This window comes from Pigmentibacter sp. JX0631 (assembly GCF_029873255.1).
In the GTDB taxonomy this organism is placed as follows: Bacteria; Bdellovibrionota_B; Oligoflexia; order Silvanigrellales; family Silvanigrellaceae; genus Silvanigrella.
The window spans coordinates 41,328-57,592 of sequence record NZ_CP123622.1 but is presented as its reverse complement, the minus strand read 5'-3'; the positions used below and the strand labels follow the sequence as shown (position 1 = coordinate 57,592).

5 protein-coding genes are annotated in these 16,265 nt (G+C 28.5%); 1 reads left to right on the top strand and 4 read right to left on the bottom strand.

The features are described 5' to 3' along the window. Positions 1-3: 3 nt before the first annotated feature. Both QEJ31_RS00200 and QEJ31_RS00195 read right to left on the bottom strand, forming a co-directional pair. Positions 4-9,606, bottom strand: a complete 9,603-nt coding sequence (locus QEJ31_RS00200) for a non-ribosomal peptide synthetase (RefSeq protein ID WP_280591671.1) — start codon at positions 9,604-9,606, stop codon at positions 4-6. A gap of 953 nt (positions 9,607-10,559) precedes the next feature. Then, positions 10,560-11,231 (bottom strand): NAAT family transporter, encoded by a 672-nt coding sequence (locus tag QEJ31_RS00195; protein WP_280591670.1) that lies wholly within the window; start codon positions 11,229-11,231, stop codon positions 10,560-10,562. A gap of 67 nt (positions 11,232-11,298) precedes the next feature. Between QEJ31_RS00195 and QEJ31_RS00190 the strand changes: the two genes are divergently transcribed. Then, the gene (locus tag QEJ31_RS00190) at positions 11,299-12,426 is read left to right on the top strand and encodes a PilZ domain-containing protein (protein ID WP_280591669.1); all 1,128 of its coding nucleotides are present in this window, start codon (positions 11,299-11,301) and stop codon (positions 12,424-12,426) included. Here QEJ31_RS00190 and asnB read toward each other — a convergent pair whose 3' ends face one another. Both asnB and QEJ31_RS00180 read right to left on the bottom strand, forming a co-directional pair. After that, positions 12,427-14,544 carry an asparagine synthase (glutamine-hydrolyzing) gene (asnB, locus tag QEJ31_RS00185; protein WP_280591668.1) on the bottom strand — a complete coding sequence of 706 codons (2,118 nt, stop codon included), beginning with the start codon at positions 14,542-14,544 and terminating at the stop codon, positions 12,427-12,429. Between the two features lie 56 nt (positions 14,545-14,600). Continuing rightward, positions 14,601-16,259 (bottom strand): hypothetical protein, encoded by a 1,659-nt coding sequence (locus tag QEJ31_RS00180; protein WP_280591667.1) that lies wholly within the window; start codon positions 16,257-16,259, stop codon positions 14,601-14,603. Positions 16,260-16,265 lie beyond the last annotated feature (6 nt).

Below are 16,265 nucleotides of genomic sequence, written 5' to 3'. Positions count from 1 at the left end.
CTCCTATACAAAATTCGAAATAAGTAAATTTTTATTGTTAATAGATTCTATAATATATTTAAAGAAGGTTTCAAAAATATCCTTATTATTTTTTAAATATATAAAATCATTTTCTGATATTTCAAGTAAGATCAATTCATTAAATATAGTATCAACAATTAAGTTACTTGAAAAGCCTGAAAATAAATTTTCAATGCCTATGAAGTCACCAGAGGATAAAACACCTATTGAACTTATCCAGCCTCCCATTTTTGATTTAATACTTAATTGAGCAAAACCATCTAAAATAATAAATACTGATTTATTTTTGGAATTAGGAGATAATACAATTTCATTTTCTTCAAAAATACGTAGTTTACTAAAATTATTTATGAAGTGAAGAGTAGATCGTTCTAAATTTAAAAATGGCTGCAGTCTGGTTAATTCTGTAATTCTATTTTTATAAGCATTATCTAGTACATCTTCAAAATGTTGAGTTTTTATCTCATCCCATTGGAATTGTAATTTATCAAGAAGAAGATTTGTTTTTTCATTTTTTACAATAGGAGTGCGACCAGTGTGTGTAAGATTTATCCATCCCATATGTAGTAAAAAATTATTTAAAAGTTCTTTTGTGTAATTATGTTTGTAATATAATGCAATTTTATCGATAAATTCTTCAACACCATTTATATCTAGTCGCTTAGTATCTTGTTTTAAAGAAAATATATCAGTTAATTTATACATTTTTGAATTATATACATGAAAAATTTCTTTATTAAGGTTTTCCTGCTGAGAAAGTAAAACTATTGCAGAAGCTGTATTATTAACAGGAGACAACTCGACCACATTAACAGCAGGATGCTCGCACAATGAATCAATATTTAATAAGCATTTTACTTTTTGATAGAAGCCATTACTATCTATATTAATTTGATGCAGATTTGTCTCTGTATTAAAAACTAAATTTCCGACACGATATATATTTGCATTAAGACTATTTTTATTCACAATAATTTGTTCTGCTTCAGCCTTTGTTTTTAAATAGTAATTATCTAAATATTTAGAATCTCTTACATCAAATTCAGTAAAGAAATCTGAAAATTCACTATTACTATCTTCAGTATTTTCTACCATAGAAACGGAGTAAGTTGAAATATGGTGGAGTTTAATATTTTCACCGCAAAAGTCAATTATATTTATGACAGTTTGAACATTATCTTGATAAAATTGGCTATACTCACCATAATGTTTTACATTAGCGGCACAATTTATAACAAGATGAATTTTGCTTTGTAAAACTTTATATTCATCCTTCGCTAAAGAAAAATTATTTGTTGCAATATCACCATGTAAGACATGAATACGTTCTTGCTCAAGTGCAGTTAACTTATTTTGCCCAGCATAGTGATTTAAAGATTCAAAAAATGTATTATTTGTGTTTTGTCCTTTTTTTCTAATAATAACATAAATAATATTTTCAGTTTTTCTTAATTCTTCAAGTAAAATATGGCATCCAAGAAAACCACTCGCACCTAAAATAAGCACACATTGTTTAGAACGAATACTTTTAGGCTGCCAATCTGTTAGTTCATTCAATTTAACTTGATAGTTTAATTCCGGATCTTTTGTTGCTTCAAGCTGTGTATCAGTAAAAGGTTCTTGCAACATTTTTTTAATTTCTTTAAATCGAAAATCAATATTAAAGCCTGTATCAAATTCTTTTAAATTACAGGCGATGTTTTCTATATCTTTATGCTGAAAAATATCACTAATTTTTACATCATATTTTTGTTGAATAATAGTAACAAGCTGAACTGCTTTAAGAGAATTTCCTCCATTCTGAAAAAAATTACAGTAAATACTAGGTTCGGTTATATTAAGAATTTCACTAAAGGCTTGGGCAATAAATTTTTCTTTTTCATTGCGTGGAGCGACGTAAATTGTTTCGATATTTCGTCTTGGTTTCGGGAAGTTTTTTCTATCCACTTTCCCACTAGAATTAATTGGAAATTCACTCATCCAATGAAATATTTCAGGAATCATATATTCTGGTAATTTATTTGCAAGAAACTGCTGAATAAGCTTATCTGCAATTTTTTCTTTTGCTGTATAGTAAGCACAGAGAAAATCTTGTTTACTTTCATCTTGCAGAGGTAATACTAAACATTCATTAATTTCTGGTATTAAAGATAGCTGAGTTTCAATTTCGCCAAGCTCAATTCTAAATCCTCTGATTTTTACTTGAAAATCAATTCGTCCGTGAAATTCAATATTTCCATCAGGGAGCCATTGTGCTAAATCTCCAGTTTTATATAAAACTTGTTGATAAGGTTTATTTGAAAACGGGTTAGCGATAAATTTTTGTTGATTTAATTCAGGTAGACCAATATATCCACTTCCAACTCCATCACCCGCAATACATAATTCTCCACTCACTCCAATAGGACAAAGGTTCATATCGGGATCTGCGATATAAATAGCAAAATTTTCAATTGATTTCCCAATTGGGATATTTGTGTAGTTGTTTCCATCAAACAAAAATGAGGTTGCTACAACTGTGGTTTCAGATGGACCATACTGATTAAATATTTTATAATTCTTTTTCAAAATTTTCTTTAATTTTTCTCCACCTGTTATAAGGTTATTTAATGATTTATTAGATGTTTCCTGCATAAATATTTCAGCAAATTGTGTAGGTAAAAAGCAATTAGTAATTTTATTTTTTTCAAAGTAATTGTTTAACTCAATCGGGTCTAATTTTAATTTTTTATCTATAATATGAATGCAAGCTCCGCTAATTAATGCGGGTAAAATTTCAATAATTGAAGCATCAAAACTAAATCCTGCATATTTTGAAAAGTTGTCTTCGGAATTTAATTTTAATAAATTTATTACATACTCGCATAAATTAATGATATTTTTATGTGTTATACTTACACCTTTAGGCTTTCCTGTAGAACCAGATGTGTATATATGATATGCAAAATCACTTTGTAGATTTTTTAATGGAATATTTTTTGAATTATATTCTTCCAAATTAATTGTGCTAATATCTATTACTTTTAAATCAGAAAGTGCCTGAAAGTTTAATTCATTTATTTTCTTTAAATTAGAAAGAAGATATTTTGCTGAAGAATCTTGAAGAATATCTTCTACCCTATTAACTGGGAAAGAATCCGCAACAGGGATGAAACTAGCGCCAGTTTTTAAGATTGCAATAATTAAAGAAATCATTTCTACAGATTCACTAACATATAAAACAATTTTATCGTGTTTAGTAACTCCATTTGCAATTAAGTAATTTGCAACCCTATTTGAATAATTATTAAGTTCAGAATATAGAAGGGTTTTATCATTTAATACTATGGCACTATTATTTGGGTACTTACTTGCAATTGCATTAAATCTTTCTATATACAAGTTGTCATAATTTCTGTTTATATATTTTGGATTAAAACTTTCTAAAATTAATTCTTTATCAGAATTTGAAATGAAATTTATATTATTAATGTAGCCTTCTTGATTCACTAAATCTTGTAAAATATTTAAATAACAATCAGCATATTTTATAATGGATTCTTTTTTGTAACTGGCTAAACTATATTCAAAAGAAATTTCTATTTCATTTTTGTCTTTTATGCAATTAATTGTGAGGTCAAAGTGAGCTTTATTCTTTCCTTTAATTGGTAAAATATTTACACTTAAATCATTATAACATGTATTAATCTTTTCTAGAAAATTAAAGGCATTATTGAAAAATTTGTTTCTTCCATCACTTGCATTAAGATTTGATAGTTGTGCAAGTTCATCAATTGAAATATTTTGTTGTTTCATAATATCAGAAACACAGTCTTGTACTTTATGTAAAAATTCAAGGTTAGATAAATTAGAATCAACTTCTAAGTATATAGGTAAAGTAGATACAAACATTCCAAGCATATTTTGCATTTCTGGTAAATGTCTGCCGGTGAAAAATCCCCCAATGGTAAGATTTGTTCTTCGTGTAACTTTATACAGTAAAATAAAATAAGTTGCTAAAGATAAGGAATATAAAGTTAAAGAATTATTTTGACAAAACACATTAATGCTCATAAAAAGAGAGTTTTCAATTTTAACTTTAAATATATCACCATTATCACTAAATATTTTTTCAGGGTAATCAAATGGAAGATAGCTTTTTTCAATTTTATCAATAATATTTTTCCAATTTAAGAGACTTTGCTTTTTTAAATATTCGTTTTCTTGATTATATATTGCATAGTCAAAATAATCTATTTTATTCTCATGTAAATTAGTTTTATTTTCAAAGTAGTAATCAAAAATTTCATTTAAAATTAAATTTTGTGAAAATCCATCATTTATAATATGATGTGTATCTATAAAAAGAATAAATTGATTACTTTCAATTTGAACTAATTTAATTCTAATTAAAGGAGTATTTTCTAAATGAAAAGGTTTTATAAATTCTTGCATTAGAAGTTCAAGTTCTTGTATTTTTGATTTTTGAAAATCTTTTTTCAACAAGAAATTATCATCAATTTTTGAAAAAATATCATTATTTTCAATGAGAAAATATGAACGTAAAATTCTATTATTTTGAATCAGCTTATCAATTGCATCCCCTAATTTATCTTTATTTAATCTTCCATTTATTTCTATTGCTAAAGGAATGTTATAAATTGTTGACTCGGGATCAATAATTGAAGCTAAATAAATTCCTTTTTGCGAATTTGGAAGAGGGTATTTTTGCAAATTAGTTTTTCTAATTTCATATTTTAAATTAGATTTCTTAATATTTTTTGCAACATTTCTAATTGTTTTATGATGAAAAATATCACTAACTTCAATGTCAAATTCTTTTGCTAGATGTGTTACAATTTGCACGGCTTTTAATGAATTTCCACCTATTCTAAAAAAATTAGAATCAATACCAAAATTTTCTATTTGCAATACTTTCTTAAATTCAGTGTAAAGTTTTCTTTCATTTTCTGTTTCCGGTAAGGTGACTTGCTCTTCGACTTGAATAGTCGGTAAAGGTAATTTCTTTTTATCAATTTTACCACTTTGGTTGATAGGAAATACAGGCATGTAGTAATAAGATTCAGGAACCATATACTCGGGTAAGTATTGGAGTAAATATTTTTTTATTTCGCTTTCAATTATTTCATTAGATCCAACATAATAAGCGCATAAATAAGTATGATCGTTTTCCATTTGGAGCGGAAGTACAACGCATTCTGAAATGTTTTCAAGTTCAAGAAGTCTTTGCTCAATTTCGCTTAACTCAATTCGATAGCCTCTTATTTTAACTTGTGAATCTATCCGTCCTATAAATTCGATATTACCATCATCATTCCATTTAGCGAGATCTCCACTTTTGTAAATGCGTTGATACCGCTCATAATTTTCGTCAGTCGAACTAATGAATGGATTTTTAATAAATTTTTCTGCATTTAATTTTGGTAAATTAATATATTCAATTGCAACACCAAGTCCTGCTATATACAGTTCACCGGGTACACCGATGGGGCATAAATTATTATCTTCATCTGCTATATAAATTTTATAATTTGAAATAGGTTTTCCAATAGGAATATGTTTCATTAACTCATCTGTAACTTCGTAAATACTACATGCAACAGTTGTTTCAGTTGGGCCATAACCATTCAATACTTTGTAATTATGAAGCTTTACTTTTTTAAGTCTATCGCCGCCTAATATTAGATATCTTAAAGAAGTATTTTGTACCTCTTTCATAAATAATTCCGCAAATTGCGTTGGTAAAAAAGAAATTGTTATTTTATTTGAGGTGAAGTAGTTATTGAGTTTTTCAATATTTGTTTTTATTTCTTTTGGAATTATATGCAGACATCCACCAATTATAAAACATGGCATGATTTCTAAAATTGAGGCATCAAAACTATAACCTGCAATTTTTGTAAATTCATCCGTAGAAGTAAAAGTATAAGATGATGTTAAATGCTTAGAAAAATTTACTACGTTTAAGTTTGATATGCTAACACCTTTGGGTTTCCCTGTTGAACCAGAGGTATAGATACTATATAAACAGTCGTTTTGTGTTGTTTCTATAATAGGATTTTCAAAATTATAAGTTTGAAAATATTCTCTCCAATCAATGATAACAATATTGTGCGTATTTAATTCAGAAGAAAAATTCAGTTGAAATAAATCGGAGTTTGTTAGAATAAATTTTGCATTTGAATCATTAAAAATTTCATAAATTCTTTCTTTTGGAAACGTGTCAGCAATTGGAATAAAATTAGCTGAAGTTTTCATTACTCCAATAATTGCGGCAATCATTTCTATTGATTCATTAAAATATAGGCATATTGTATTTTTATAAGATACATTTTTACTTTTAAGATATTTTGCAATGTTGTTTGCAATTGAATTTAACTCTGAATAAGTAAGTTTTGTGTCTTTATAAACTAATGCATTTTTATTAGGATATTTTTCAACTGCAGAATGAAAATGTTCGATGTAATTATTTTTAAAATCAAAATTTTTATTTGTTAAATTAAATTCTGAAAGAATTTTATTTTTCTCAATTTGCGAGATAAAATTTATATCTTTAATATTTTCAGAATTTAGCATTGAAGATAAAATTTCTAAATATGAAGTTATATAGCTATTTATACTTTCAGTTTTATAACTTGCGACATTGTATTCAAATCTTATTTCATATGTTCCTTCAATTTTAAATAATAAGGCAGTAAGATCAAAGTGACACTGCTCAGGTAAAAATAAATTTAAATTTTTAATTTTTAAGTCTTTATTTTCGTAGTTATTTAATTCAACAAAATTAAAGGCATTTGAAAAAAATGGATTTCTTCCATTTTCACTAGACAAATTTGATTCTTCAATAATTTCTCCGAGGGATATATCTTGATTATCTAAAATTGCATTAAGATTTTTTTGTACATTTTTTAAAAATTCGGTAATTGATAAATTATTACTTATTCTTGTAATAATTGGTAAAGTAGAAACAAACATCCCAAGCATATTTTGGGTATTTTCTTGATACCGTCCCGCAAAAAATCCGCCTACTGTAATTAAATTTTTCCGCGCTACTTTATAATTTAAAACTATAAATGCTGCTAAATAAAGGCAGTACTCAGTTATATTATGAGTTTGGCAATATTTTTCAATATTTTCTGTTAAATTGGAAGAAATATTTTTAGATATCGTATTGCCTTTGTGGGAAAAGTACACTTCAGGAAAATCAAAAGGTAATGCAGATTGTTCAATATTTGTAATTTGCTTTTGCCAAAATTCTTTTACTTTAATTTTATTCATATCTGATTGATAAACACTAAAATCTAAGTAGTCATTTTTATTAAGAATGGAATTATGATCTGAATATCTGTTAAAAATTTCATTTACTAGAAGATTTTGAGAATATCCATCATTAATTATATGATGAATATCAATTAATAAATAATTTACATTCTTTTCGCAAGTAAATAATTTAAAACGGATTAAATTTTCATTTTCTAGGTCGAAAGGTTTTATAAAATTTTGAAATTTAAATTCTATTTCCAGTTCAGTTATATTTTCTACATCCAAGTTAATATATTTATATTCTTTGTTAATTTGATACACATTTTCGTTTTTTATTACAAAATTTGTTCTTAATATTCTTTGTTCTTGAATTATTGTATTTATAGTTTGTTCTAATTTTTTCTGATCTATTAGACCCTTAATTTCTAAGGACACAGAAGTGTTATAAACCGTAGATGATTTATCTAATTGCCAGGAAAAATAAATGCCTTTTTGAGAATAAGTGGCAAGATATTCATTGGAATTTTGTTTGATGATTTCAATTTTATGAGTTTTTATAATTAATTTATCAGATATTTCTTTTAAGTTACTTGAATTCAATATGTCATTTATTTTTAGATCGTATTGATTTCTAATTTTTGCTAGGAGAAGTAACGCCTTAAGTGAATTACCTCCTAATGCTATAAAATTTGCCGATAAACTAACAAATTCAAGTTTAAATATATCTTTCACAATATTTACAATAGTTTTTTCTTGTTCTGTAGTGGGCAGAATTATTGATTCTGAATTATTATGGCTAATTGTTGGAAAAGGGAGTGCTTTTCTATCTACTTTTCCGTTTGCATTAATAGGAAATTGTTTTAACCAAACATAATACCGAGGCAACATATATTCTGGAAGTGTTTTCTTGAGAATGTCATTTATGTCGTTTTCGTTTTCAATTTTATCTTCAGCTGTATAGTAGGCACAAAGAAAATCTTGACCAATATTGTCTTTTAAAGCCAATACAGTAGTTTCTTTTATATTTGGATAGTGAATTAATTTTTGTTCAATTTCTCCAAGTTCAATTCTAAATCCTCTAATTTTTACTTGGAAATCTATTCTACCAATATACTCTATATTCCCATCACTGAGCCATTTAGCTAAATCACCTGTTCTGTATACTAAATTGTATTTTTTGTTTTCACTGCCTGATTGAAAAGGATTTTTTATGAATTTTTCGCTATTTAGCTTTGGTAAATCAATATAACCAAGACCGACCCCTTCACCAGCAATCCACAATTCTCCTTCTTCGCCAACATCACAAAGGTTATTTTGACTATTTACTATATAAACTTTATAGTTATCAATTGGTTTTCCAATTGGAATATTTTCTATATTTTCATCAATTACTTCATAAAATGTGGCAGCAACTGTAGTTTCAGTCGGTCCATAAATATTGCATATTTTGTAATTTCTTAGTTTTGCTTTTTTTAATTTTTCTCCCCCAGTATACAAGCAACGGAGTGATTTATTATCTATTTCTTCCATAAATAATTCAGCGAATTGAGTTGGAAGAAAGCAGATTGTAATATTATTCTCTTCAAAATATTGATTTAATTTATATATATCGTTTTTTGTCTCTTTGTCTAAAATATGGAGGCATGCTCCAGAAACTAGTGAAGGCATAATTTCAATAATCGATGCATCAAATCCAAAGCCTGCAAATTTTGAAAAGTTGTCATTTTTTGTAATTTCATATTTGTTTATAATATAATAACTAAAGTTTAATATATTTTTATTACTAAGACTTACTCCTTTAGGTTTTCCGGTGGAACCAGAAGTATAAATATTATAGATACAATCTTCTAAATTTGTTTTAAGAGGTATATTCTCAGAACTGTATTTATCTAATTTAATTTCATCTAAATATATATAATTAATACTTTTATTTTCAATTTTAATTAAATTTCTTTTTGTTAGAAGTAATCTAATTTGCGCATTTTCTGCTATGTCATTCACTCTTTCAGCAGGAAAAATGTCAGGCATAGGAACAAAGCTTGCGGAACATTTTAAAATACTGAGGATAGATGTAATCATTTCAGGACATTCATCTAGATATATACCTATTCTTGAGTTTGGTTTTACTGAATAATTTAATAAATAATTTGCCAGTTTATTGCTTGCTTCATTTAATTCTGCATAAGTTATGTGAATATTTTTAAAAATAATTGCGTTTTTATTTTGATAATTATGAAAATTATGTTCGAATAATTCTATGTAAGAATTGTGATAATTGATGTCTAGATCTGTATTATTGTAAATTTCATGTATATTTGTCATTTTAAACCACGCAGTTTAGATTAAATTAAATAATTAAAATGTAAAATTAAAATCAAGAAAAAAGACATATCATTCCAATTTATTTGTATAATAAAAAATAAAATAAATAAAGCTAGTAAATCTTACAAGAATAAAAAATATTTTATAATTTTATTATACTTCAATGTTATTATGGAGAATTAATTATGAATTATTTAAGTTATTAATTATTCTAAAAGTAATTATATTAACTTTAGACTAAACTAAAAATTATAAGGAATTGTGCGAAATAGTAACTCACCCAAATAATTTGGTTAGCTAATTTAAAGTTATATTTAAACTTTTGAAAAGCTAAAACAGAATCAGATAATGTAAATAAAAGTACGCCTATAATAAGCTCAATTTTAGAAAAAGTAGAAAGGATAGCTGAAATATTAAGGAGAATCAGAGTTATAATATATACTATAACGGGAATTTTTAATTTATTTAAACTTCTAGATAGTATTTTGTAAAAAAATATTGAAAACAATAAAAGAAGAAAAATAATTATTTTATTTACTAAAACTTGAAATTGCATATTTGAAAAGTAACTAAAGAAAAATATTATGCTACAAACGTGCGCTAGTAAAAAACTAATAAGTCCATGTAAAAAAAATTTTTTTTCATCAATACCTAACCAAAAATCACCAAGTGCAGAAAAAAAGAGCGATATGTATATAAATTCAATAAAATTAAAATGAATATGGCTAAAACTGAAGAGTCCTAGGGCAACAATGCTACTTACTTTAAATATCCAAGAATGCTTTATAGGGTATTTAAAAAAGGATAAAAGGTAAATAAAAAAACAGATGAATGAAGTAAAAATCCAAGGGGACGAAAAATATTGTAAAAAAGTCATATGATTTCCTATAGTGAAAAGTTTCTATAGGAATATACATCTAATTTTTTCTCAAATAACTTAGGGAAAGAAAGTTTTATTTCCAAAGATTAGGGAAGGAATCGCGTAAACCAGTGATCACAAATTGGATAGCGAGGGCGGCAATTAAAATACCCATAATACGACCCATTAAATTTAAGCCAGTTTTACCTAAAACTCTGTAAAGATGCTGACTAAATTTAAGGGTTAAAGAACTGACCCACATAACAAGGATAATAGCTATCGTGAGAAGAAAGTAATAGTAAATATTGTTTGCATTGGTTGCCTGAGCAACAACCGTAGAAATAGCTCCTGGACCAGCTAGCAGAGGCATTGCTAAAGGTACGATGGAAATGTCATCTTTATGTTTGCTTTCATCTTCTTCATCGTGATTGATTTTTTCTGAAGAGCCCATCATATGTTCAAGCGCAAATTTAAGCAGTAGGATACCTCCTGCAATACGAAGAGCGGAAATAGAAATTCCAAAAATATTTAGAACGCTCATTCCTGTAAAGGCAAATACCAATAGAATCGAAGAAGCGACTAAAACAGCTTTTCGTCTGGTTTTTTTGACATCAGTTGGGGTGAAACGTTCTGTTAAAAGAAGATAAACTGGTATAGCGGCAAAGGGGTCGACCATTACAAATACTGAAATAAATGTAGTAAATAGATAAGCAATGGCAGCACCTACAGCTGAGCTTTGATCCATCAAAGAAGTGATGAAATCCATAATTTGTCCTTGTTAAGTTAGGAGTTTTGCAAAACGAAATATTTAAGTTTTGCAATGGAGGATACTAGTGAAATTTGTGGCTATCAGTCAAGATAAAGGATTAGCATTATCTATTTGTTCTGAATTTAAGCAACAAGGGTATGATGTTTTTTCAGCTTTTTCATTAAAAGAAGCGGAAAATATTTGTCAAACAGAAAAACCCGATGTCTTAGTGGCTGAACATACTCAAATAGATGGGAATTTTTTCGATTTCTATGATAAATTGAAAGAAAAATTTATTAAAGAAACACCACCTGTTGCAATACTTCTAACAGAATCTGCAAGTGAACTCACTCCAGATGTTGCCATCGCTATGGGGCTTTGGGCGTTGTATACAAAACCTTTTCAAATTAAATCTTTGTATTATTCAGTAGAAGATGCAGTTTTTTCAAGAAAAGAAGGATATACAAAAAGATTAGATGAACGGATAGAGTTGACATCAAAAGTGAATATAAAATTACCTTCTTCGCCAAAAGTCATTTCAACATTTTCGACAAATATTAGTTTTGGCGGATTTTTCGCTGCTTTAACCGAAGAATTTCCAGAAGTAGGCGATATTATTGAATTTCGTTTGATGTTTTCCTCCCTTGAATCTCTAGAGGGCAAAGGAAAGGTGGCTTGGGTTCGCAAAGAAGCGAAAGCGGGAGAACAGTCGGGGTGTGGAATTCAGTTTACGGAAGGTAGAGAAAAATATGTTAAGTTCCTTGTTCCAGTAATTAACGAAACAAGAACAAGACAAATTGAAACGGCTTCATTTAAAGTGGAAGATTTAAATGATATTTTGAATCAATCGGTAAGAGCTGCAAAAGAAAAAATTTCTAAAACAGTAACAGAAATTTATTTACTTCCAGCAAATGAAAAAATATCTGTTATGTGTCGAAGTCCGCAAATGTTGAGTGTATTTTCCCTACTCATCTATGAAATTGTCTATCCTATGCGCGAAATAAAAGGATCAAATTGCATGATAGCCATTAAAGATACTGGCAAAAAAATGGTTGATATCATTTTGACCTGCATGCCACCGGGGGCGTCATTATTCGTTGAAGCTTTAATTGAGGAAAAAATTCAACCTATTTTAGATATGCATAAAGCAAAAATACATTGTGAATTTAATTCTATTAGTTCAACTGTAGTAATTACTCTAGAAAAAGTCTAATTAAATTATTTTTTGATTTAATACTTTTTCTTCGTAATCTTCTTCTTTTTTAGGGGGATTATTTTTTATTAAAGTATCATCTAAAATAGTAAAACAAATTAACGCTTGAAAAGCAGAACTAATTTGAGTTAGAAGATGTGGACTTGCTTTTTTCTTTAAAAAATCAGAACGCATAAATTCAAATAGTCCAGAAGTGTTTTTAATTTCAAATAATTGTGTATCTTTTACTTTATTTGTTATTAATTCTTGATAATTTCTTATTAAATTTTCATTAAATAAAAATGGTGATCCAAATTGTTTTTTGGGAGCCATGGCAAAATTTTGCCCAATTTTTTTTGCATAACAACGGCGTAAAATAGATTTATCTTCATAACCTCTAATAAGCATACTATCTTTTAATTTGGCAACTAGTTTTGCCATTTCTCGGGACAAAAATGGTGTACGACCTTCGACAGAATTAGCCATTTCCATTCTGTCTCCAACTACATTTAAAATTTGTACGGGAAGATGTGTTTTACAAAAATAGTTTTGCCATAAAGCAAGAGTATTAGTTGGGTTACTTAAAAATTCATCATCACTTTGATAACCAAATGAATACCATGAGCGAATGGATTCTTTTTGTTCACTAAGCCATTTAGTAGCTTCATCATTTCCTAAAATAGCAGAAGCAATAGTTTTAATTTGGCTAAATAAGGGATGTGGTACTCCCCAAAGCATAAGACTTTCCATAAAATCTTCGCCTGTCCCTTCAACGCTAGAACCAACCAGCCATGGATCTTTTTCTGGTGTTAACTTTTTCATTAAGGTTCCATCTCGCAGACTTGCACCAGATGTTAATTTTTTTATTTTATCAAAAACATTGTCGCCAGGAACACTACTTAAAGCAAATTTCCACCAACTTGCATATTTAAAACTTGGATAACCACCTAAAAGTTCATCAGCTCCATCTCCAGTTAAAACACCTTTAACATATTTCCCTGCAAATTTACTAAGCCACCATTTTGCCGCACAATTAGTATATGGTTGTACATTCTCTGAATGATATACAGCATGTTTATATGCGTAACTTAAATTTAAATTACTGACTTTTAATATATTTGGAGTAACACTATATTTTTGCGCGAACGAAAGTGCTTCTGTTGCTTCACTGTACTCCTCGTTATCAAAACTTATTGTAAAAGATTTTAATGGACGATTAATTTTTTTATGTTGTAGATAATTAATCATTTCATAAGTAACAGCTCTAGAATCAATTCCTCCGCTTAAATAAACACCTAATTCAACCTCTGAGAGCATTCTATATTCAACTGATTTATATAAAGTTTTACTAAATTCATGCAACATTTCATCTTGATTTAAATCACTATCTGTAAGAATAGGGCGTACAGGTTGTTTCTTTAATTGAATTTTACAGACATAATAATCATTTTGTTTTTTCGCATATAAAAATGAATTTGGAGGTAATTGAATTATATTTTGATAAGGTGTTCTAATTGGTTCATACAAACCAGTGATTTGCCTTAAAAAGCCATCTCTTTGCCATTTTTTTTCAATAGATAGTCCTTTTATTTCACTAGAAAAGTGTAGTGTTTTTGTTTTAAACAAATAAGACTCTTGTGCTGTAGAAAAAATATTGGTTTGAACATCTTCTAATCCAAAGTATAAAGGCTTTACTCCAAAGGGATCTCGCATTGCAATAAGTTCTGAACCGTCGGTTTTGCAAATGACAAAACTATATTCGCCATCAAGATATTTTTCTATTTCAAGACCATAGTTTAAAAATCCTTCTAAGATTGATTCGGTGTCACTTTTTGTTGAAAAATGATAACCTTGTTCTGCGGTAATTTTTTTACGTAACAAGTTATGATTATAAATTTCACCATTGAAAACAATAACCCATTTTTTATTTTTACTAAGCATAGGTTGAATATTAGAAGCTATATCAAGAAAAGCAAGTCTATAATGTGCAAGTAAAATGTTTTCAAATTCAGCTTTGCGTAACGGCTCGTTACCTCTATGTTTTACATTATTAGCAGAAGAAAAAAATATATCTTTATGATTTGGAATGGAAGCAAATGAACTGTCTTGACTGAACATAACACCAGCATAGCCACACATATGAACCCACTTTATTAGAAAATCTGTTTAGCACACTTGGAAAGACTTCTTCATGTTTACTTTTTTGAAGTCTCTTTGGCAAGTCTAGCCAAGATAGCAAGTGCTCTTGTAACCGGGTTATTTCCCAAATCATGTTCAATGTTTGGGTTTAGAATGATCTCTTTCCATAAGGCGAATTCAGAGGAAATCTCATGTTGTTGAAAAGAACTTGAGATTTGAGCTTGGAACCTAGCCTCTGCATTAGCGTACTGCATTGCTTCTGTTCTCGTTAACCGCGATAAAAGGTGCAACGCATAGAGTGATTCGGTACGACTAGCAAAAAAAGGAGATTTTTTTCGCATGGAACGTGCTAAAAATTCAACATAGTCATAATGTGGTTTTTGCGGGGTAAAATTTTCATTCAAGGTTTCCCGATAAACTTTTTCTAGTAAAGAAAAGGAATATTCTTGAAGCCATAAAGCAGGGGCAATTTGAAATATGGTTGCACAGTAATTACTGCCACCATCGATAACCCAGGTTGGTGGTTCCCGCAGACTTGCGTCCCAAGTATGGGCAGCAAGTGATCTAATCCATCGCCAATGGGAGCGTTTAAAGAAGCGACACTCTTCATTTTGGAGCGGCATTTCAACTGCCCAATTTGCAATATATTTTGAAACGTAGTTATTATCTTTTTCTGCAAATTTAACTAAAATAGGAAATAAATGTTGCGTTAATGCTTGTGCTTTATCTAATAAATTAATTTCTGATTCACTATTTTTTTGGAATGGATGTGTAGCTATAAAGGAATAATCTTTTTGAATAGAACGAATTAAACCGCGTATAATTTGAATTTGCGTTCCGCTTTCTTCAGCCGCAAATTTTAATGATTTTTTGTACAATTCTTCTAGTTCTTCATTTAATACGGATTCCATTAAAGCTTTTTCAAAAATCCATTCAATAATGAAACCAATTTTAAATTCTGAAGCCTTATTCAATTTAAAAAGATCAAGGACTGTTTTTAAGTGTTTAATTCTACCTGAAGTGCCATTTGGAGCAGGATTTGTTTTGTAATATGCAGTTGTATTTCGCAATAAATGATCGTCAGAAGACTTAAGAATAATATTAACCATTTCTAGAGGTTCTGGTCTTACAGTGGCTAAACTCGTTTCATGAGTATAGTCATTGGGTGACATAAGCATGAATCGAAGTTGTTGAAAATGAGGAGAATTTCTCATTAATTTAGCGAGAGTAGGGTTTGTGGTTTTAATAAGAATGGTTAAATTTGCTTTGTCGTCTGAATTAACTTCTTTTCTTTCATGAAAAAAAGATAATACTTTTTCAGATATACGTTCAATAAGTTGATCTACTTTTATTTCATTTAACATTTCATTTTGCATGTTTTTTTGCAAATATCGCAATAAAACTCTTAAAGAACCAGTGGCGGCTTTAAATGTTAAAAAATTTGGAAATTCTGGATGGGTTGCAAGGAAAAAAACAAGATCACTACAATCTTCAGTTGAATTTGCTTGTGTGACGGCTTCCAAAATGCCATTACATGTAGCAGTATTTAAGCTGTGTGAAGGGACATGGGACTCAAAAATTTGAGCACGCAAAACATCAGCAATGGTCTGTGGTGAGATCTTTCTCTCTACAAACCCCATTAACATATGAGAAACAATTCCATCAGTGGACTGTTGTTCTGCACTCATTTTAAAATCATTGCGCAGATTCTTCATTGTTAT

What these genes read in the sequence shown, in the direction of transcription:
- asnB (WP_280591668.1), bottom strand. Translation starts at nt 14,544, where the DNA reads ATGTGTGGCTATGCTGGTGTTATGTTCAGTCAAGACAGTTCATTTGCT.
- QEJ31_RS00180 (WP_280591667.1), bottom strand. Translation starts at nt 16,259, where the DNA reads ATGAAGAATCTGCGCAATGATTTTAAAATGAGTGCAGAACAACAGTCC.
- QEJ31_RS00195 (WP_280591670.1), bottom strand. Translation starts at nt 11,231, where the DNA reads ATGGATTTCATCACTTCTTTGATGGATCAAAGCTCAGCTGTAGGTGCT.
- QEJ31_RS00200 (WP_280591671.1), bottom strand. Translation starts at nt 9,606, where the DNA reads ATGACAAATATACATGAAATTTACAATAATACAGATCTAGACATCAAT.